17 protein-coding genes are annotated in these 21,478 nt (G+C 61.2%); all 17 read left to right on the top strand.

Going from position 1 to position 21,478, the window contains the following annotated elements; all coding sequences use genetic code 11:
- The first annotated feature begins 8 nt into the window (after nt 1-8).
- The 17 genes from FJE54_RS03395 to pilM all read left to right on the top strand — a co-directional run bounded on the left by FJE54_RS03395 (nt 9) and on the right by pilM (nt 21,476).
- Nucleotides 9-590, top strand: coding sequence for a flagellar protein FliS (locus tag FJE54_RS03395; RefSeq protein WP_139651342.1), 582 nt, complete (start codon nt 9-11; stop codon nt 588-590).
- A 100-nt stretch (nt 591-690) separates the two neighbouring features.
- Entirely contained in the window at nt 691-1,401 is a 711-nt protein-coding gene (locus FJE54_RS03390) for a hypothetical protein (RefSeq protein WP_139651341.1), read from the top strand.
- An 84-nt stretch (nt 1,402-1,485) separates the two neighbouring features.
- The gene (locus FJE54_RS03385; protein ID WP_139651340.1) at nt 1,486-2,061 is read left to right on the top strand and encodes a hypothetical protein; all 576 of its coding nucleotides are present in this window, start codon (nt 1,486-1,488) and stop codon (nt 2,059-2,061) included.
- Between the two features lies 1 nt (nt 2,062).
- A complete protein-coding gene (locus FJE54_RS15950; RefSeq protein WP_180326536.1) occupies nt 2,063-5,596 on the top strand; it encodes an InlB B-repeat-containing protein in 3,534 nt (1,177 codons plus the stop codon).
- A complete protein-coding gene (locus FJE54_RS03375) occupies nt 5,593-5,910 on the top strand; it encodes a LysR family transcriptional regulator (RefSeq protein ID WP_139651339.1) in 318 nt (105 codons plus the stop codon). Before FJE54_RS15950 ends, FJE54_RS03375 begins: the two co-directional genes overlap by 4 nt.
- A gap of 2 nt (nt 5,911-5,912) precedes the next feature.
- Nucleotides 5,913-7,454, top strand: a complete 1,542-nt coding sequence (locus FJE54_RS03370; RefSeq protein ID WP_180326535.1) for a putative bifunctional diguanylate cyclase/phosphodiesterase — start codon at nt 5,913-5,915, stop codon at nt 7,452-7,454.
- An 836-nt stretch (nt 7,455-8,290) separates the two neighbouring features.
- Entirely contained in the window at nt 8,291-8,653 is a 363-nt protein-coding gene (locus FJE54_RS03365; protein ID WP_180326534.1) for an Hpt domain-containing protein, read from the top strand.
- A 290-nt stretch (nt 8,654-8,943) separates the two neighbouring features.
- A complete protein-coding gene (locus FJE54_RS03360; protein WP_139651336.1) occupies nt 8,944-13,233 on the top strand; it encodes a prepilin-type N-terminal cleavage/methylation domain-containing protein in 4,290 nt (1,429 codons plus the stop codon).
- Nucleotides 13,230-13,922, top strand: coding sequence for a hypothetical protein (locus tag FJE54_RS03355; protein WP_139651335.1), 693 nt, complete (start codon nt 13,230-13,232; stop codon nt 13,920-13,922). Before FJE54_RS03360 ends, FJE54_RS03355 begins: the two co-directional genes overlap by 4 nt.
- Nucleotides 13,919-14,323: a hypothetical protein gene (locus tag FJE54_RS03350; protein ID WP_139651334.1), complete on the top strand. Its 405-nt coding sequence runs from the start codon at nt 13,919-13,921 to the stop codon at nt 14,321-14,323. The genes FJE54_RS03355 and FJE54_RS03350 overlap by 4 nt, the downstream gene beginning before the upstream one ends.
- Complete coding sequence (locus FJE54_RS03345; RefSeq protein WP_139651333.1) at nt 14,320-14,982, top strand: hypothetical protein; 663 nt, start codon at nt 14,320-14,322, stop codon at nt 14,980-14,982. The genes FJE54_RS03350 and FJE54_RS03345 overlap by 4 nt, the downstream gene beginning before the upstream one ends.
- Nucleotides 14,972-16,666, top strand: coding sequence for a GspE/PulE family protein (locus tag FJE54_RS03340; RefSeq protein ID WP_139651332.1), 1,695 nt, complete (start codon nt 14,972-14,974; stop codon nt 16,664-16,666). Before FJE54_RS03345 ends, FJE54_RS03340 begins: the two co-directional genes overlap by 11 nt.
- A gap of 8 nt (nt 16,667-16,674) precedes the next feature.
- On the top strand, nt 16,675-17,721 hold the full coding sequence (locus FJE54_RS03335) for a type IV pilus twitching motility protein PilT (protein ID WP_139651331.1): 1,047 nt from the start codon (nt 16,675-16,677) through the stop codon (nt 17,719-17,721).
- On the top strand, nt 17,721-18,929 hold the full coding sequence (locus tag FJE54_RS03330) for a type II secretion system F family protein (protein WP_139651330.1): 1,209 nt from the start codon (nt 17,721-17,723) through the stop codon (nt 18,927-18,929). Before FJE54_RS03335 ends, FJE54_RS03330 begins: the two co-directional genes overlap by 1 nt.
- A 111-nt stretch (nt 18,930-19,040) precedes the next feature.
- Nucleotides 19,041-19,451 (top strand): type II secretion system protein, encoded by a 411-nt coding sequence (locus FJE54_RS03325; protein ID WP_139651329.1) that lies wholly within the window; start codon nt 19,041-19,043, stop codon nt 19,449-19,451.
- Nucleotides 19,452-19,492: 41 nt separating this feature from the next.
- The gene (locus FJE54_RS03320; protein WP_139651328.1) at nt 19,493-20,422 is read left to right on the top strand and encodes a prepilin peptidase; all 930 of its coding nucleotides are present in this window, start codon (nt 19,493-19,495) and stop codon (nt 20,420-20,422) included.
- 61 nt (nt 20,423-20,483) lie between these two features.
- Nucleotides 20,484-21,476: a pilus assembly protein PilM gene (gene pilM, locus FJE54_RS03315; RefSeq protein WP_139651327.1), complete on the top strand. Its 993-nt coding sequence runs from the start codon at nt 20,484-20,486 to the stop codon at nt 21,474-21,476.
- The last annotated feature ends 2 nt before the right edge of the window (nt 21,477-21,478 follow it).

Below are 21,478 nucleotides of genomic sequence, written 5' to 3'. Positions count from 1 at the left end.
GGCGAACCATGGCAGATACGGACGTACAGGATCAGGCAGGCTCGGAAGGGCTCGAAGGCGCGCAGCTCGCTGCAGAGGGCGATGCGGGCGAGGCGAACAAGAAGCGCAAGAAGCGCATCCTCATCGTGCTCGTGCTGCTGCTTCTGCTCCTGATCGCAGGTGGGGCGGCGCTCTTCTTCGCCGGCGGGGACATCTTCGACCCGAACGCGAAGACGGGCCAGGCCCCGTACAAGACGCAGGAGGAGATCCAGGCCGAGCTCGACCGCGTAGTGGAGGAGGGCATGTTCAACATCTCCATCGCAAGCGCCATCGAGTTCGACGACGGCGCATCGCCCGGAACCGCCTACATCGAGAACGTGCCGGGCAACCGCTACCTCATGCAGGTTGCCATCACCCTCGACGATACGGGCGAGACGGTATATGAGTCCAAGGCCATCAAGCCCGACAGCTACCTCGAGACCATCGAGCTCATCCAAGACCTCGACGAGGGTAACTACCCGGCCACGGCGCTGTTCACGGCCCTCGACCAGGACTCGCATGAAGAAGTTGGCAAGGCTGCTGCAAAAGTAACGCTGATCGTGAAGGGGTGATGCCGATGCCGGAGCACGAAGCCCGTGGCCGCGGCAGCTGAACCCGGCGGCCGGCGCTACGGGGGAGAAACCAGAAGGAATACGACAATAGGAGGTACCCATGAAAAAGAAGAACATAGCCCTGGCGACCGCCCTCTCGGCCGCACTCGTGCTCGGAACCGCGCCCGCGGCGTTCGCAGCAGCGGGCGTGGGCACTATGAACACCAGTCCGCTCGAAGTGCCCGACGGCAAGGCCGAGGCTCCTGCGAAGACCGAAGTGCTCGTGGAAACGTTCGCGGCGCAGATCGACGTTGCCCTGCCCCTCACCATGACCGTCGCCGCGCCCACCGTCGGCGGCACCACGACGGTTCCGACCGCGGGCGTGTACAAGATGGTCAACAAGTCGGCGCTCCCCGTCAAGGTGACGAAGGCCGAGACTAAGGTTGAAAGCGGATGGGCCCTGAAGGACACCGCGCTCACTACGGCCAGCACGAGCACCGAGACCTACGGCGATATGAACATGAAGCTCACGCCCGGGACCGGCACGGCATGGACCGTGACGGAGACCGCGACCGACCTCGATTGGAAGATCGTCGCCAAAACGGCGGGCGTCGACGGTGCGGAAGACGTGAACGGCGAACTCGCCTTCACGGTCGCTGCAACGAACTCGCAGCTCAACAAGGCGCTCAGCACCGCGACGAAGGCGTTCACCATCACCTACACGGTGGCACTCGACACGACCGAGCCCAGCACCCCCGTAGTTCCCGATCCGACCCCCGATCCGACTCCCGACCCGGACCCGACCCCGGATCCGGACGCCCCGACCGCCTAACCGCGCGGCATACGCATGACGGCCGGCCCGCTTCCCCCGCAGGCCGGCCGCATCGACTGAACGAACCGAGAGGAGGAGCGAACCATGAACGAGCCGAACGGCACCGCATACGGCGAGCAGCCAAAAGACGGTGCGCCCGACGGGCAACAAACCGAAGAAGCCCGCCGCGCGAACATCCGCCGCAGGGTGCTCATCGGCGTGGCCGTCGTGCTCGTCATCGTCGCGCTCCTTCTCCTCGTCCGATCGTGCACGGGCGGTTCCCTGCGCGATCCGAACGCAGAGTTCGGCCAGCTGGAGAACAAGACGCAGGAAGAGATACAGGCCGAGCTCGATCGCGTGGTGGAGGAGGGCATGTTCAACATCTCCATCACCTCGAAGGTGGAGTTCGCCGACGGGCTCTCCGAAGGCGAGCTGCGCATCGAGAACGTTCCGGGCAACCGCTACCTCATGCAGGTGGACATAACCCGCGACGATACGGGGGAGCTCGTGTTCCGCTCAGGCATGATCGAGCCGAATCACCACATCCAGAAGGCGAAGCTCGATCAGGATCTCGATCCCGGCGAATACGAATGCACGGCGCTGTTCTCGGCCCACGATCCCGAAACCGAGGATCTCGTCGGGCGGGCAGGCGCGAAACTCACGATTTTGGTGGCGAATTAGCATGGCGAAGAACAACAACGGTATGGGAAGACGCTTTCACAAGAGATTGGCTGCGCTGTTGTGCGTGTGCCTGCTCATATCGTGCGCTCCCGTCGGGGCCGCCTCCGCGTTGACGGGAGCGCCCGGCCGGGGATTCGCGTTCGCGCAGGCGGGCGCACCCGGCCAAGGCCCCGCATCCGTCGCGGTTGGAGTGCCCGGCCAAGGCTCCGCATCGACGGGCGTGCCCGGCCAAGGCTCCGCTTCCAAATCCGCTGCGGTGGGCGTGTCGAGCGAAACCGCCACTGTCGATCCCGCCACGAACCAGGTATCCACGTCCGTCGAGGTGATCACCTTCTCGCCGCTCGTGATCGTATCCAAAACCCCCGATTTCGGGTCGACGAAGCACACGATCGCCTCCGAGGGCTACGATCTGCGCGCAAAAGCCGAGGGCACAGCACCCTACGCGTTTTCTTGGTCCTACGTCGCCTACGGCGTACATGGCGAAGAAGTGGCGGCGAACGAGAGCTTTTTCGCGGGTGAGAGCGCCGACGGGGCCATCTCGCTTCCGCTGAACGAAGATCCGTACAACGCCGAGCTCGTCGACGAGCGCATCTACGAGTTCACCGTATCCGTGACCGACGCCGCAGGCGACAAAGCCGAAGAGACGATAACCGTCGTCACGAGCGACAACTACAGCGAGCAGACGCTCATCGACTCGCCGAGCGGTGTGATCGTGCACGGGAAATGGATATGGAACCTCGGGTTCCTTTCGGTGAGCGCCTACGATAAGGAAACCATTACCTACAGTCTTCTGCAGCAGGCGGCTTGCGGTAAGGCGGTCGAGGGCGTGTGGCAGCTCGATCTGGGCCGCTACGACGTGTCGAACCTGCCACTGTTCCTCGGTTCCCTCGACGTGTCGATCCCGCTCGGCGACGCCGTGCCTTCGGATGCGGGCACGGTTTCGGTCATCGGCATCGATGCGGCGGGCGCCATGCGCACCTACGAGGCCGCCGTCGAAACAGACGAGCACGGCAACCGCTTCGCCGTGTTCGCGACCGAAACCTTCGGCGGCGCGTTCGCGGTCGTCTACGACAGCGGAAAGGACGTGTTCGCGGTCGAGGCCTCGGCGGGCGCGGGCGGCCAGATCACCCCGGTGGGCACGAGCCGGCTCCCCGCTGGCAGCGATCAGACGTACTTCCTGCTGCCCGACAAGGGCTTCGCCGTGGACGCCGTGTACCTCGACGGGGACGAGGCCGGAAACCGCATCGAGCTTTTGGGCGCGAACTTCTACACGCTTTCCGACGTGCGCGCCGACCATGCGATCCGGGCCGCGTTCAAGCCCGTCGACGCCCAAGAAGAAACCGTGCTCGTATCGGCGCAGGTGCTCAACGGCCACGGCCGCATCAAGCTGAACGGCGGGGAAGCTTCGGCGCTGGATTCCGCCGTGCTCGCGGTCGGCACCGATGCGACCGTCGAGTTCGCAGCCGACGAGGGCTACACGGTCGATGCGGTCACGGTGAACGGCGTGCCGGTGCGGCCTGCGAACTCCCTGTTCAAACTGGGTGCGATCGCCGAGAATACGACCGTCACCGTCACGTACAAGCCCGGCATGACGCCGCCTGTCCCTGCGCGCACGATCGACGCATCGGCAGGCGTCGGCGGCACCGTCTCGCCCGAAGGCGAGGTGCGCGTGCCCAACGGCCTCGACCAGACGTTTGCCTTCGCGCCCGACGCGGGCAACCGGATCAAGGCAGTCACTGTCGACGGCATCGATGTGACCGATCGGGTCGAAGGCTCCGCATTCACGTTCGAGAGCGTCGTGCGCGACCACAAACTCGAGGTCTCATTCGAGAAGGATGAGGCGGAGAAGCATATCATCACGGCAGCGTGCGAGGGCGGCGGCGCGATCTCGCCATGCGGCGAGGTTCAGGTCGAGAAGGGCTCCACGTGCACGTTCTCGCTCGCCCCCGACGAGGGCTTTGAGCTGGCGAACCTCGTTGTCGATGGTACGGTCTGCTACGACAACGACACGCGTGCCGCCGCAAACGCCCCGTCGGTCTACCGCTTCGACGACGTCGATGACGACCATACCATCAAAGCCGTGTTCGAGAAATCCGAGGGCGGCATCGTCGATCCCGACGACCGCGACGCCCATACGGTTACGGTCGGGGTAGGGGCTGCCGGCGGCGGCACCGTTTCGCCGTCCGGCGAGACGACGGTCAAAGATGGCGATTCGCTCCTCATCGAGATCGTTCCGGACGAAGGCTGGATCACCGATTTCGTGACCGTTGACGGCAAGGCCCTGCAGATGGGCGGTTCGAGCTACCTGCTTTCCGACGTGCGCGCCGATACGCGGGTCGAGGTGTCGTTCAGGAAGGCGACCGAGCCCGATCCGACGGTTCCGCTCGTGGATATCAACGTGCGCGTGAAGACGAACGCGGTTTCGGGGGGCGGCGGCACGGTCACGCCCGATGCCATCAAGGGCATGAGCGGCCTGTCGCACACCTTCTATGTCTACCCCGACGAGGGCTACGATCTCGTGCGCGTTACCTGCGAGGGCGCAGAGATTCCCACGTACCCCATCACCGACGGATCGCTGTTCGCGCGCACGGCCACCTCGGCAGGGGGTTACTGGTTCACGCTCGACAACGTGACGAAGGACCTTGTGGTGGAAGTGGAGTTCAGGAAGCTCGGAGAGGACGAGCATACCCCGCACCCGGTCGATTTCTGCGAGGTCAGCGCGTCGACCGAGGGCGAAGGCGGCATGATCTCGCCTGCGGGTACGACGTTCGTTCCGCTGAGCGGTTCGGTGGAGTATACGGTGAAGGCCGACGAGGGCTTCCATCTGAGTTCGCTTGCGGTGAACGGCGAGGACGTTTCGGGCTCCATCCAAAACACCGGATCGGCGCGGTCGGGCGAGCCCGTCTCCATCGGCACGTACGAGCTTTCCAACGTGACGGCGGATGCCGAGGTGGTAGCCACGTTCGAGGCCGACGGCCAGGCGGCGTCCTGCATGATAACCGCTCGGGTGAACGGCGGCAACGGCACCGTTTCGCCCGAGAGCGCGACCGTCGAGCGGGGTTCGGGCGCTTCGTTCTACTTCTACCCCGACGCGGGGTACCGTGTCGAGAGCGTGGCGGTCGACGGCGAGCAGCTTTCCCCCGCGCCCGATAGCTACGCGTTCTCCAACGTCCAGACCGATCACGAGATCGAGGTGACGTTCGGTGCCGTCGCCTCGCCCAAGCCGGCCGATCCCGCCGACGCCATGGCGAAGCGGCTCGCGACCACGGGCGACGGCGATGCCTTCTCGCTCGTCGGGCTCATCTTGCTGCTGGCCGCGCTCATGCTCGCCGCAGCATGGCGGCTCTCACGGAAGGGCGAGCCCGACGGCCCGGGTGACAGCCCGGGAGGCGGGCGGCGCGGAAGCGGTTCGGGCGGCAGCGGGCCCAGCGACCGTCGCGTATCTGTCGGCAGCGGCGGACGGCCCGGAATCGGCGCGACCCGCCGGACGGCCGTCGGCCGAAACCGCGCGCGCAAAAGGACGGTGCGCCGATGAGCACCTCGGTGATTCTCGAAACGGGCCAGGGAAAACGGAGCCCGGTGACGATCAGGCAGATCGAGTACTTCGTCGCAGCGGTGGAATGCGGCAGCTTCACGGCCGCCGCCGAAGAGAAGGACATCACGGTGCAGGGCCTGTCCCAGGCGGTCGCCGACCTCGAACGTGAGATCGGCGCGCGCCTGCTCGTGCGCGGCAAGGAGGGTACGAGCCCGACGCCGTTCGGCCGTGAATGCTACTCGCGGGCGAAGATCCTCCTGCGGCAGTTCCGCGACTTCGACGCGCTCATCCATGCGCGCAGGCGCCTGTCCTGACGATGGGCGGTGCGTTCGCTGCTGCGGTTCTTGCGCTTTCCCTCGGTGCTGCATTGGTCGTCTACCAGGCGTATCGGAAGAGGAACAAGCGCCTGTACGACCTGGCCTACGTCGATCCGGTTACGGGCGGCTACTCACCCGCCCGTTTCGAAGCCGAGGCGCTCGCGCTAATCCGTGCCGCCTCGCCGGGCGACTACATGCTCGTGACCGTGAACCTGGCCGGGTTCAAGCTGGTAAACGACGCGTTCGGAAGCGAGCGCGGCGATGCGACGCTGCGGCACATGCACCGCGCCATCCTGCACGTGATGGACGAGGGCGATCTGCTCTGCCGCACGTTCGCCGATCACTTCGTCCTGCTCGTGAAAACGATACCCCGCGAAGAAATCGCCTGCCGCATGAAGATGCTGTCCGAAGAACTGAACCGGTTCAACGAGCGCGCCGAGCGCACATACTACCTCGTCGTGTCGGCCGGGGTGTACGTGATCGACGATCCGTCGCTTTCGCTCGTGCAGATGCGCGACCGCTCCAACGTGGCTCGGCGCAACGCCACGGAATCTGATTCCCGCGCCCTGTACGCGTGCGGCTTCTACTCCGACGCCGACCGCTGCAGGCTCCAGCGCGAGAAGGATCTCGAGAACAGGATGGGCGACCTCATCGAAAGCGGCGAGCTCGCGGTATTTCTCCAGCCGAAGCTCGACGTGCGCACGCGCCAGATAGCGGGGGCAGAGGCGCTCGTGCGCTGGATCGATCCCGAACGGGGCCTCGTCATGCCCGACGATTTCATCCCCTTCTTCGAGAAGAACGGTTTCGTCGCCCGAATCGACCTGTTCGTGTTCGAGCAGGCGTGTTCTTACGTGCAAAAGTGGACCGACGCGGGAGTGGGCCCGCTGCCGATCTCGGTCAACCTCTCGCGCGTGCACTTGGACGACCCGGATTTCCTCGCGCAGTTCGACGAGGTGCGGAAGCGCTACGCCGTGTCCGCGTGCATGCTCGACCTGGAGCTGACCGAAACCCTGGTGGCGAAGAACATGGACGCCGTGCCCGCCCTGGTCGACCGCATTCGCGCGGCGGGCTATCGCTGCTCCATCGACGACTTCGGCAGCGGTTACTCGTCCCTCGGCATGCTCAAAGACGTCCGCGCCGACACCCTGAAGCTCGACCGCGAATTCCTGCGCGCCGCCGCCCCTGAACCAGTCGCCACACTTGCCTCTACCCCCGAATTTACTGCAGGTCCGGGGGCGCCGCCTGGCCCGTGCTCGGCGCAACCCGCCCAGCCTGCCGCTCCCGCACCCGCAGCAGACCCGCGCAAGCCGCCCGCCGCGCCGCAGCCAGACGGCTCCCCCCGCGCCTCGGCCGTGGTCGAGTCGGTCGTCGCCATGGCCAAGCGCCTCGGCATGCAGGTCGTCTGCGAGGGCGTGGAGTCAAAGGAGCAGCTCGACCAGCTTGCCGCAATGGGTTGCGATCTCGCCCAGGGATTCGCGGTCGCCCCAGCCCTCCCGCCCGCCGAGTTCGAGCGCATGGCCTTCGGCCGGGTTGTGGGGTAGAGGCGCGTACGCCGATAGTGATTTGGCGGCGGAAGGCCGCTAGAAGCCCAAAAATCGCCGCCGTGAAGCGTTCGGCGGGCCTTAAAGCACCGACGGGACGCACTAGCAAGAGCCTGCCGCATGCACCGAAAAACCAACAGGCCGGTGAACAGGGGTTATCGTTTTCAGGGAATTCGCGTACATCGGTAATGCATTACGAAGTCCTTCACAGCGGCGATTTTTGGGCTTTTTGGGGCCCCGCCGCCATGTGGTCCACCTCTGTGAGGGACTCCGCCGTCGTGAGGGGTTCTGCCGCTTTTAAGCCGATGTTGACACGATCCGGCATGGCACTTGGCGGCCGTCCGGCGCACGGTGCTCCGAACGGGCGCATGCCGATCCCGGTTTGACGGCGGAGCGGCGTTTCTGGCCAATTGTCTCGGCCGTCCCACGTTCTCCTGCCACAACCGCAGCGACCGAAAGCGCTGCATCCTCCTGAACTGGCCATACGAATCTGGGGGCAATGCCATGAGCAGCCCATTAAACCTTTCGCGGCCCTTTTTGTGGGACGGCCGAGACAATTGGCCAGAACAGGCCCCTTCCGCGTGCAAGCTCCCGCCTCCTCGGTGCAAAGCCTCGGGCAGCCACTTACCGCTTACGCATAACACCCATGCAACCGTCGAGTGACAAATACTTGACAAACAGGGGCTTCGTGCAGCAGTGCACCAGCGCGGCCTTATACTGAAACTTCCATGCCCGTGTATCGTAGCGAGGCGGTGGCGGTGTGCCATGCCCGTGCTCGCACCGTGCACGAGGATGGCTCAGTCGGACAAAAGACAAGCAGGAAGCGAGACTATCGTATGCTGGACGAAACGCAGATCGACGATCTGATCGCGCATGGCGTCGATTATCGCGGCGGCGTGGAACGCTTTGGCGGTAACGCAGCCATGTTCGAAAAGTTCATTTTCCGCTATCTCGACGACGATCATTACGAATTGTTGGTCCAAGCAATCGAAGCGGGCGATGCCGAAGAGGGCTTCCGCGTAGCCCATACCCTCAAAGGCGTTGTCGGCAATCTCTCGTTCGCATCGTACTTTGAACTGCTCGAGCCGCTGACCGAAGCCCTTCGTGCAGGCGATATCGATGCTGCGCGTCCCCTCATGCCGTCGGTCGCAAAAGCGCACGAAGATGTGACGGCGGCGCTCGAACGCACGCGCTCCTAAGCAGCAACGCGACACATCTCAAATCTCAACCCATCCCGCTTCTGACAGGAGCCGTTCCGCTCACTCCGAATGAGTGCCGTTGTCCGTAATCCATAGGGTGCACGTGTGGGTGCTTCGAGCGTGCCTTCGCGTGCAGAAAGCAAAGGAATCCCAGATCACTTTGCGATTCAATCATTCGTTGAACAACTTGTGCAAATGCATGAATAGTTACACTGCTACTAATATATGATCAACCATATCGGTTATACTGGGTGCTCCCTCGTTTTTCAAGATGGAGTTGACCGTGGGACATGGTAGATCGCGCACACGACATACGTGGCTTCACGCTCGCTGAGCTTCTGCTTGCCATAGCGATTATGGTCGTGCTCTTTGCGCTCGCGGTACCCTCGATTTTCTCCATACAGAAAAACATGCGGATGGTCGAACTGGACGCCGCCGCAAGCGATATCGCGATAGCCGCTCAACACCAAATGACGGCCATGAAGGTGTCCGGCACTTGGGTGGCGCTGCTCGACGAGCATTCCGAACTGACAAAAAACGAAGCGAAGGCAACCGGCGTTCCCAGCCAGGTTACCGACGCTCATCCCGAGCCGAACGATCTGTACTACCTCACCGCCGCTCAAGCGCGCGATCTCGGCATCCTTCCCTCAGGTTCGATCGACGACACGGTGCGCGATGGCGATTACATCATCGAGTACAGCGCTTCGACGGCATCGATTTTCGGCGTGTTCTACACCGACGGGAAAACGGGGTTCTTCCAGACGCCCACGGGTGAGCCCAAGGCGCAAGAATACTACCAAATCGAATCAGCGACAAAGCGCACGCAGCAAAGCCGCATGGGCAACGATCCTTTGATCGGATACTTCGGCGGAACGCCTGCCGGAGCGACCAACGCGGTTGCGCTCGCCAACCCAAACATTTGGGTGAATGACCAAGGTCGGCTCTGCATCCAGGATCCGAATCTCTCGAAGCATTCTGAATGGAATACCTATCTTGAGGTACTCATCGAGGGACAGGACGGCACGTCCAAGACCCTCGCTTTGGCGGGCTTGCAGGCCAGCGGCGGGATGATGACGTATGCAGCAGGTACGAGCTTCGAGAAAGACAGTAACGGCGAGGGAGGCCTTACCGTTTTCGACAATACCAACGATACGAAGCTCTACGAAGTTCAGGAGCGCGATCAGTTCAGCGCGGGTGCCGATGTGTACGTGTTCGATCTCGATATGTTCACAACAACGTCGTCGGAAGCGCTGCGGGAGCTCGGCCAAGGCTTCGATTCCGGCAAACCCATCAAGGTGACGGCTCGCGTCGCTACTCACGAGGTGCCCTATACCCCGGCGGAATCGACCGCGTATATGGAGTGGCCCAAAACCGTCACGACCGTGCGCGTGTTGGTGACGGATCCTGCAACCGAAGAGAATAAGGCGGGCGGGACACACATCAAGGGGACGTACTCGGCACCCGAAGTGAAGCTCAGGCTATCCGGGGGGGGGTCGTTTGTCGGCGATAACCATTTGGAAACCTTCCGGGAGTCGCACGCGATACAATCGACCAACGGCAAGCTGATCGAAGAGAATGCGGAATCTGCCTGGCAACGCTACGTTGGGGGGCAGATCGAAGTCGGGCAAGCGGTGCAAGATCGAGTGAACATCGAGGCAGCCGTCGGTTTTTATACGAGCTTGACGACAAGAAAGGTCCATTGGTACCAGGTTCAGGAAATTTGGCTCGGGGTGGGGGCTGATCCGGACAAGAGCACGAAAGAGCGGATCGGCTATTTGACCGACAACGCATGGCGCTGGGTCGGATCGGGCACAACGTTGAAAGGCTGCATCGGCGTTTCGGTGCAAGGAGAAACCGACGGCATCGTCGAAGGCGAAAATACGAACGGCATACTGCAGCTCATCGTGGATACGGAAGAACTGGCCGAGGCTGCAAAGGAATTGAATATCGACGGCGAAGTCATCTCGATCTATCTGCGCACGGCTCCAAACGTCGATGAGACGCGCCTGTTTTTCACCGGGAAAGAGAGCGTGTACGGAGGCTCGTACGAAAAAAATACGATGCCAGGCGGTTTGCTCGACGACATCATCGCAGGCATGACCACCAACCGAACGACCGGTGCCCGCGGCATCAACCACGGTAGCGCGTTTCGTGCGGCTTTCGAAAACGAGTTCGGGTGCGCTTCGTCGGTGTCCATGTGGACGATTGCCCGTCAAACTCGATCGGGACAGTACACCTACGACGATAAGCCATTCCCGACAGACCATAGGGATATACGCATTTACTACGGAATAACGCCTGCTTACGGCTTCAGCGACGGGCTCACGGCGAACAGCCTCACCGATCCGAACTACGAATCCACCAACGCGGCGCTCTGGTACTTCTCGCGATCCGAGAACCGCGTGTATCCCCAGGCCATGGTAGATAACCATGGAGATAGCAGCCCTCAAAAGGGATACTATCTCCATGCGACGAAGGATGGCCAGAGCATCGTTGCCGATTTCGAGTTCAAATACGATCGGGACGATTTGTTCTACCGATTGCTCACGTTCTACGGCCAGACCGGCGTCGACGGCTCTTACGCCGCTCTCGGTACCACTCCGCAGTACGTTCCCTTCTCGCTTCAAGACGATAGGAACGTTGCTACGATTCCTTACGGCAATGCAATCGAGGACGGATCGGGGAACATCGCAAAGGTGTTCGACCGTTGGACGACCGAAGAGACGCGCCCCGAAGCCTTCGAGCTTTCCCTTTACGCAGACGAGGTGCTCGGAACATACGAAGAGAACCTCGCGTACGTTGGTACCTCGTTGTACGCCCAGTATCGAGATGTCGGCATCGGCATGATGTATCTGGAATTCGGCGCACAGCCGGGGCCCGATAAAGCGGGCAGTGCTGTCAATGAGCAGGTGATGGGGTATTCCGGGTATTTAACACCTGGTCAAAGTAGACTTGAAAAGTTGCTCGACAACAGTACGGCAATTCAGAGCTGGGGATACTACGTCCTTGTTCCCGCAGCCAGTGATACCGGCGTTGCTCCCAAAGCAACGGGCAGCGACGTTTCGATTGCGAAAACCCCGATCGACGTGACTATCGGCGGCGGGCGGTACAAGGCCTACCAGGTGACCGCACGGGGGAACAAGAACAGGGTGGGCAATCTCCAGGCCTCGTTCTTCCTTACCGGTGATGCCGACAAGAAATACTCCTACGTCATCAACGTCAACTTCGCCTGTGCGGTTGCAACGAATTCGACAGATGTCGGCGCCTGGGGCGAAAACGAGTCCCCCTGGAAGGTGCGTTATGCTACGCAGTTCCCCGGGGCGCTTCCCCTGAACGACAAGGTGCAGGCGGCGTATGCCGGGCATGCTTTCGAGCAAACGCATACCCTTGATATGGCGGATGCGAAAACCATCAAGTTCGACAACGTGTTCACGGGGTCCTACGATGGCGGCAGCGAGGCGGGGTGCACGGTCAAGAACGTGCAGCGCTGCCTGGATGTGAGCTACTACGTGGGTGATTCGTCGAATACAAGCGTATCGCGCGGCAGCGGCATGTTCCCTAAGATCGAAGGCACAAAATCAGAGAGAGCCGAAATCAAAAACATCGCAATCGAGATCAGCGGTTCTGATTTCGGGGAAGACGCAGGCGGCGTATACCGATGGAGCACGAACAGTCCCTATGCCCATGTGGGCATACTGATCGGCACGATGGAGTATTGCGATGTGCAGAACTGCTCGATCGTGGGGAGCGAAGAGAGCGTACCGACGATAAACCTGGTTCTTTTGTCGGGCCAGGTGCGGGGCTGGGGCGTGCTGTTCGGCGGCGCTGAAAACTGCACGGTCAGCTCCTGCAGGGTCGAGTCGATCACCTTTGTGGCATCAAGGAATTCCGAGGGAGTTTGGAACGGGAGCCCCCGCATTGGAGGTCTCGGCGGACAGGCCATCTCGACAGCGATCAACGAGTGCACCGTCGAAAACGTTACGGTGGGAACGACGCACATAACCGAGGAAGTCAGGCAGAATCAGGACAAGGGAGTCGTGTACATCGGCGGTCTTGTCGGCGAAATTACGGGCGAAACAAGTACGTGCACGCAAGTAAAGGCTCACGATGTTACGCTGCGCGTTGCCGCCGAACAATACGATGCTACGTGGAAGCGCGGCTTGTACTTCGGAGGGCTGGCAGGAACGAGCGAAGTCGCGTTGGGAGAGTCAGACACCTTCGAGACCATCTCGCTCGAAGCGGGGGACGGGAAGCATGAGGTTGCCGAGGCGGCCGGAATGAAGCCCGAGCCGGCTGATCCCGCGTCAGTCGAAGCAGAGCAAATCGCCGATCTCGGGCAAGCGGGTGACCTCGGGCAAACGGTTGACCCCGAGTTTACGCCCGCCCCCGAAGAAGGCTCCGCCGCAGAGCGTGATCCCGGCTCGGAAGGCGGACCTGAGCCTGAGGGCGATTCTGGCACCGAATCGCCGACGGACCCCGATTCCGGTCAGCAGGGCGAGCCCCCAGCAGCGTCCGACGATTCGCCGGCCGAAGCGCCGGCAGCCTCCGATCAGGCGCAAGGGGGAGGTGCGCCCTTATGAAGCAGCAACGTATGCGTATATCCGCATCCGCCGCATCGCCGCGCCGCGCTTTGCAATGCGGCTCGAAACTGATCGACACCTCCGGCTCGTCGATCATCCTTGCGCTTGTATTCTTCTTGATCTGCGCGATTGTCGGCAGCATCGTGCTCACCGCCGCATCGGTGAACTCGAAGGCGACCTCCACGTACCAAGAGGCGCAGCAGGCTGAATACACCGTTACCAGTGCGGCCGATTTGCTGGGAAGCATGCTCGCGGGAACAAAGGCAACGTGGGCCTACGATGGCGAGGGCAAGCCGATCTTTTCCGAAAGCGGAAGCTATCAAGATGCGTTCGGCACCATTGCAGGAATATGGCAGGAGTACGGAAATGATATTTGGGATATGCGGACGACCCAGAGTGCGCAGGTCAAGCCGTACACTGTGCCCGAGACGCTGACCGTTTCAGCCGATTCTTTAGACGAGGTGCATGCCACGATCGAGTTCGACCGCGACCTGAACATCACCGTGACGCTTTCGCTCGATCCCGATGCCGAGGCTGCCAGCGGCTATTCGATGCTGGTGAGCCTTCAAGCGATTCCGGAATTCGATCGGACGGGAAAGCTGCTTGCGGTCTCGTGGGATTCGTATACCGTTGCCAAAGCCTCTTCCGCCACCGAGCAAAATCCCCCGACCGGGGGTGATGCAGTATGAGCGTCAAGCGCAAGCTCCCGCAAAGGACCTCGGTTATCGCTCTGCGCAGGTGCGCTTCGCAGATGCATACCTGCATACGGGCGAAGCTTTCGTCCAATTCGGGCGATACATTCATCGAAGTGCTTTCCGCCCTTATGATTACCGTAATCGCAGTTGTGCTCATGGCAACGATGCTTGCTGCGGCAGCCAACATCACCGCAAAAAACGAAGCTCGGATGAACACTCTGTTTGCTGCTCAGACGGCGCTTGCGACACAGCCTGAACCTGAGTTTCCCACGGGATTGGTCACCGTAGATGGGGGCGCTCTGGGAACCAATACGTATAAGGTGTACGTGTATTCGCAGGATGGCCTTACCCGCTACGAACCCAATTTTGGAGTCGAGAACGGTGATGTGTCATGAGTCGCTTTCTCTCTTCGCAGACTGCGTTCAGCGCGCAACCGTATTCTACGGATGCATGCGCGTCGCAACAAACAGGCCCCGTGCGTGCAAAGCTTCGCGACACGCACGGCTTCGCGCTCGCCGAGCAGCTTATCGGCATTTTGTTCCTCGGATTGCTTATCGTGGTCATCGGGGCTGGGCTGAGCGCTGCCATGCAGGCGTACCGCACGGCGAACGAATCCACCCGCGCGAACGAGCTTCTCACGCGGGCCGTGCAGGAGGTGGGCGACGAGCTTGCGTTCGCTTTGTCGGTCAAGACGGTTGGCGACGACCCCATTTACGTGAGCCCTACGACGAAGACGCCGGTGAAGATCGGCAACGCCGAGAATGGAAAGGGCATTGCGCTCATCGCGCAGACCGACGCTGAGACACAGACGAGCCTTGCAGTGGACGCATCGCCGACAACGCTGCTCGTCGCCTCAGCGCTCGACCCGATACAGGCTTCCAGCACCGCAGGACTTACGGTGTCGATTTCGAACGTAGCCTACAGCGAAGATGAATCTGCAAGCGCCAAAGGCATATGGACGTTCACCATCGAGGTGCGTCAAAACGGACAGAACAGGGTTTTAGCGGCTACCGACATGTCAGTAGCGCGGATAGGGAACGAACATGGCTTATAAACGACTGGGCGACGTGCTTATCGATGCGGGTTTGATCAGCAACGATCAACTCGAGCGTGCGCTTGCCCATCAAAAGGGCACGAACCGCCGTCTGGGCGAAGTACTTATCGACGAGGGGGTTATTACCGAAGCGGAGCTCATCGAGGCGCTGCAGATGCAGCTCGGCATCGAGTTCATCGATCTGTCCCAGTACGATATCAATCCCGAAATGAGCCGCGTCGTATCGAAAAACGTCGCGCGCACCTACAGCGTCGTGCCGGTGAAATCCACGCCCGAGGAAGTATACCTTGCGATGAGCGACCCGCTGAACTTCCTTGCAATCGAAGCGGTGAAAACCGCCTCCCGCAAGCGCGTCGTTCCCATGGTTGCCACACACGATGCCCTACAGCGCGCCATCATGACGCTATACGGCAACGAGGGTGCTGCCCGTGCCATCGAAGAGATGAAGCGCGAGGTTAGGCAGGGCGACGAAGAATCGACGTTTTCTTCGGCAACGCTCGGCGACGATGCCGATGCCCAGAGCGCTCCCACGGTGCGCCTCGTAAACAGCATCATCGAGCGGGCGGCCACCGAACGGGCAAGCGATATCCACATCGAGCCGCGCGAGACCGACGTGCATGTGCGCATGCGCATCGACGGTATCATGCGCACCATTCTTACGGTTCCCAAAGAGCTGCAGCAAAGCGTGATCGCGCGCCTCAAAATCATGGGAACCATGAATACCTCGGAGCGCCGCATCCCGCAGGACGGGCGTGCAAACGTGCGCATCAAGAAGCAAGACATCGACCTGCGTATTTCAACGTTACCGACGATCCACGGCGAAACGGTGGTCATCCGCTTGCTCGACAAGGACGAAAAGCTGCTCGAGGCCGAGGGCATCGGGCTTACGGGCGATGATCTTGTGAAGTACCGCACGCTCATAAGCTCGAGCAACGGGATGGTCCTCATCGTGGGGCCGACCGGATCGGGCAAGAGTTCCACCATGTACACGATGATCCGCGAGCTCAACACCGATGCGGTCAATCTTGTGACGCTTGAAGATCCGGTCGAGTACAACATCGACGGCGTGAACCAGGTGCAGATCAACGAGAAGGTAGGCATGACCTTTGCCGGTGCGCTGCGGGCGGTCTTGCGCCAGGATCCCGACATCGTTGCCGTCGGCGAAATCCGCGATGGGGAAACCGCCGAAATCGCCACGCGGGCTGCCATCACGGGCCATCTCGTGCTTTCCACGGTGCACACCTACGACGCGGCTTCCACGATCGATCGCCTCATCGACATTGGCGTGGAACCCTATCTTATCGCGAGCGGCGTGCGCGGCATCATCTCGCAACGCCTCGTTCGCTGCGTCTGCCCCCACTGCCGCGAGGCCTACATACCCGATCCCGAGGAATTCGAGGCGATCGGCATGGTCTACAATTCCGAAACCCGTTTCTACCGTGGCGCTGGCTGCCCCATGTGCTTCAACACGGGGTATCGCGGACGCACCGGCGTGTTCGAGATCCTCATACTTGACCGCGACCTGCGATCGCGCATCACGGGGGGAGCTACGCGTGCGGCACTGCAAGAGGCCATCGAATCAACGGGCAAGCACAAAAGCATGCTGCACGGATTGCAGCGGCTCGTGCTCGAAGGCACTACCACCGCCGAAGAAGCCCGTAAAACGATGACGGCGATGGAATAGGGGCGCACATGGATATCCGCGAACTCATAGCGTTGGCACACGAAGCGAACGCTTCCGACATTCACCTCGTGTGCGGCATCCCCCCGAAATTCCGCGTGAACGGAGCACTCGTTTCTGCGATCGATGAGCCGCTTACGCACGAAGACTGCGAGCTGTTCGCCCGCGAGCTTGCGGGCGGCCGCTACGACGAGATGAAGACGATCGGGGAGCTCGATCTTGCCGAAACGTTCGAGGGAGTGCGCGTGCGCATCAACCTGTTCCGCGCGCAGGGCAGCGTGAGTATAGCGTTGCGCCTGTTGTCCGATGCGATCCCCCCGCTCGAATCGCTCGGATTGCCTCCTGCGGTCAGTGAGTTTTCCAGCATGCAGCGCGGCCTCATCGTGGTCACGGGTGAAACGGGCAGTGGCAAATCAACCACGCTCGCAGCGCTCATCGACCGCATCAACCACACGCGGGCCGAGAACATCATCACGATGGAAGATCCCATCGAGTACGTATATAAGCCCGACCAATCGATCATCTCGCAGCGCGAGATCGGACAGGATACGGAAAGCTACCACAACGCGCTGCGCGCCGTGCTGCGCGAAGATCCTGACATCATCCTGATCGGCGAAATGCGCGATCTCGAAACCATCCAGACCGCGCTTACCGCAGCTGAAACCGGGCACCTCGTGCTCGCGACGCTCCATACCAAATCGGCGGCCGAATCGATCGATCGTATGGTGGATGTGTTCCCCGAAGGCCTGCAGCGCCAGATTCGCATGCAGCTTTCGACGTGTCTGGTGGCGGTGCTCTCCCAGCAGCTTCTTCCGAGGCGCGACGGGCAGGGCCGCTCGCTCGCCTGCGAGCTCATGATGGTGACGCCCGCCATCCGCAACCTCATCCGCGAGGGGAAGACTCCGCAGATCGCAAGCTCGCTTGCCACCTCGGCGGCTGCCGGCAGCGTGACGATGGACAACGCGCTTCTCGCCTTGTACCGGGCCCGCGCCATCGATGCGGCAACGGCTCGCGAGAACGCGCACGATCAGGACTACATGAGAAAGAACACGATGTAATGCCGACCTTTACCTACAAAGGAATCACTGCAGGCGGAATGCCGGCGAACGGGGTTGTCGAAGCGTTCGACGAAATCGAGGCGATGGAGCTTGCGCGCGCCCAATGCCGGGTGGTGCAGGAAGTCAAACGGGTGCGAGCGCGCACGAACCTGCTGGCAATCAACATCACCAAGCCCAAGGCAAAGCTCAAGAACCTCGCGATCATGTGCTCGCAGTTCTCGATTATTCTAAATGCGGGGCTGCCCATCGGACGCGCGGTTGCGCTCGTGGCCGATCAAACGACCGACAAGTACCTCAAAAGCGTGCTTGCCGATGTGTCTTCCGATGTTGCGGCGGGCCACAGCCTTGCAGACAGCCTTGAGAACAAGGGCGATACGCTGCCCACGATGTTCATCGAGACGATCCGCTCGGGCGAGGAAAGCGGGCACTTGCCCGAGGCGTTCGCGCGTCTGCATACGTATTTCGACAAGCGTTCGAAGATCGCGGCGAAAGTGGCAAGCGCGCTCACGTATCCGATCTTCGTCGTGATCATCGCGGTGGTTGTGGTAGCTGTCATGATGGTGGCGGTCATTCCTGCCATGACGGGCATGATCTCGTCGCTGGGAACCGATATGCCCTGGATCACGCAGCTGCTCATCGATTCATCCGATTGGCTGCAGGCGAACATCCTCTGGGTCGTTCTCGTGATCGCGCTCGTGCTTGCGGCCCTCAAGCTCTATGGCCGAAGCGATTCGGGCAAATCGGTGTTCGCGCTCATGAAGCTCAAGGCTCCCATTGTAGGCGTGATTTCGGTGTATTCGGGCGCGGCGGAGTTTGCGAACTCCATGGCCACGCTCATTGCCGCGGGCTTGCCGATGACGCGCGCCGTCCAAGTGACCTCGCGCGTGCTTGAAAACTACCTGCTTTCCCGAGAAACGGGCGCGATGCTCGCAGGTCTGACCGAAGGCAAAAGCCTCGGCGAATGCATGGAGGAAACGAATTACTTCCCGCGCACGCTCATCGAGATGGCTACGGTGGGCGAGCAGACGGGCGAGCTTGAAGAAACGCTGCAGACGATCGGCGAGTTCTACGACAGCGAAACACAGCGCGTGACCGACCGCGCCCTATCGCTGTTGGAGCCTGCGCTGCTCGTGCTGATGGCGCTGTTTGCAGGTGGCATCGTGGTTGCTCTGTACCTGCCGATGTTTCAGTTGTATGCGTCGATGTGAGGTTGTTCGGCTGCAAGCCGACGATCATGCACCGTGCAGATAGAAGAAATCTGGCCATAGGGCCGGGGATAGGTATCCGATCGATACGGCGGATGCGAGAAAGGAAGAGATATGAAAGAGATGGTTAAGAGGGTGCGCGAGGAGAAGGGCGGCTTCACGCTGGCCGAGCTCCTCATCGTCGTGGCGATTCTGCTGGTGCTGATCGCTATCGCGGTCCCGGTGTTCTCGGGCGCTTTGGGGAATGCTGATGATGCGGTGAAAAGCGCAAACGAGCGTTCAGCAAAATCCGAAGCGCTTTCCGAGTACATGCTTGCAGGAAACACGAATCAAACCGTGGTCTATTATGCTGGATACTCTGACAAGGGCGATGAACTGTACTTCTTCTCTGGAGATACGGGTACAAAGGACGCAACCGCCAAATACAAATACAAGATCGAAGTCAAACTAAATGGAGAAGGAGAGAACGCAAAAGTGCAGGCAACTGTGACCGAGGATGGCGGCGAAGGTGGCGGCACGGCGTAAAGCCAACCCATGTCCCCACGCTGACATCCACCCACGACCCCATGAGCGCATCGACTCTCATATCGTTCCCGGCACTCGCGGCGTACCTGCTGGTCATCGCCGCGGTGCTGGGGGCGTGCATGGGAAGCTTCATGAACTGCCTGGCGTGGAGACTTGTGGCGGGTGAAAGCGTTCTCTCGGGGCGCAGCCGCTGTCCGAGCTGCAACGCAACGCTTACGGCGCTCGATCTCGTGCCGATCGTATCGTGGATGGCGCTGCGGGGAAGGTGCCGGCATTGCAAGGCGAAGATCTCGCCGCGCTACCTGATCGTTGAAATCGTGATGGCTGCGGTGTTCGTCTTGCTTGCGCTTCGCTACGGGTTCACGGTGCAGGCCCTCGCCTATGCGGCGCTCGCCTGCATTTTGTGCGGGGTGGCGCTCGTCGATTTCGACACGTACACGATCCCCAACGGGTTCATCCTTGCGGGGATCGCGGTATGGGCGGCAACGGTGTGGTTTTTGGCTCCGCCTGCCAACGGGTTCGGTCCCGGCAGCGCGTTTGAGGCTCAGCTCGGCAGCGGCAATCTGGCGATGCTTGCAGACGGAGTTGCGGGCGGCGTTGCGCTCGGCGGCGGTGTGCTTGTGCTCTCACTTCTGTTTGAGTGGGTGACCAAGCGAGAATCGCTCGGCGGCGGCGATGTGAAGCTGCTTTTTGTGGCGGGACTGTTTCTCGGAGTTCCGCTCGGATTGTTCGCATTGCTGCTCGCCTGCATCATCGGGCTTGTGCTCGCGTTTGTCCTGAGGCTTTCCGGCGGCTCGTCCAAATCGAAACCAGGCGCCCCCGTGCGCGAAGGTCGGTCAAGCGGGCCAGGGGAGTCGGAAAGCTTCAGGACAAGGGCGATACCGTTCGGTCCTGCAATCGCTCTGTCGATTGTGTTGACCCTACTCATCGGCCCTGCGTGCGTGACATGGTACGTGGGACTTTTGGTATAGCCCGAAAAGCGCACGAAGATATTCTGCGCATACAGTTGTTTACGAAACGAAAGACTGAAGTATGGGAAAAACGTACACGGGAATAGACATCGGCAGCAGCACGCTGAAAATGGCGGTGTGCGATGGTACCGATGTGGGTAAGATCGTCCTCGAGACGCTGCCCGACGGGCTCATTGCCGAAGGGCGGATCACGAGCTTCGAAGCAATGGCCGATTTCATCAAGGCCTCGGCGAAGCGGGCGGGCGGCGTTGCGAAGCATGCGGCGTTCGTCATTCCGCAAGCCGATTGTTTGACTCGGCGCGTGCAGGTGCCAGCTATGAGCGTGCGCGATCTCGAGACGAATCTTCCGTACGAGTTTCGCGATTACATCGCGCAGGGCAAAGATAAGTACTACTACGATTACGCGGTCCTTGGCATGCAATCGTTGCCCGACGGGACGCCCGATACGATGGACCTTTTAGCGGTTGCCGCATCGAAGGAGGTCATCGCCCAGTACACGACCATGTTCTCGCGTGCGGGCATGAAACTTGCGGTTGCGCTGCCTGCTGCTGCGGCACTGCAGAACCTGGTAAAGGGCAACCCGGCTGCTCATGCGAACTGCTGCATCATCGATTTTTCTCACGCAACCACGCAGCTGCACTTTTTCGCCGACGGCTCTTACGACGTATCCCGTGCCATCGATATCGGGCTTGCCGACGTCGACCGCGCCATCGCCGACGCGAACGGCATCGATGTGCACGTGGCGAGCGGCTACCGCCAGACAGGGTACCAGGATTCGCAGATGAGCGAAGCTGCGCGCGGTGTGTACGAATCGATTGCTGTCGAAGTCGGGCGCGCGCTCAACTTCTACGGGTTCAATAATCCGAATACGGTGATCGACGTCGTGTATACGTGCGGCGGCGGGTCACAGGTTGCACCGCTTCTTGAAACGGTTGCCTCCCATATCGAGCTCGAACAGTACAGCATCGCAGACATTATGCCTGTAAGCTCAAGCGATCCAGCATACGCTGCGCAGTGCCCCGCCGCTGTGGGCGCGACGATGGGCAGGGGGTAGAG

The sequence above is a fragment of the Raoultibacter phocaeensis genome, from assembly GCF_901411515.1.
In the GTDB taxonomy this organism is placed as follows: Bacteria; Actinomycetota; Coriobacteriia; order Coriobacteriales; family Eggerthellaceae; genus Raoultibacter; species Raoultibacter phocaeensis.
The sequence above is the reverse complement of the archived record's forward strand: the minus strand, read 5'-3'. Positions and strand labels throughout refer to the sequence as shown.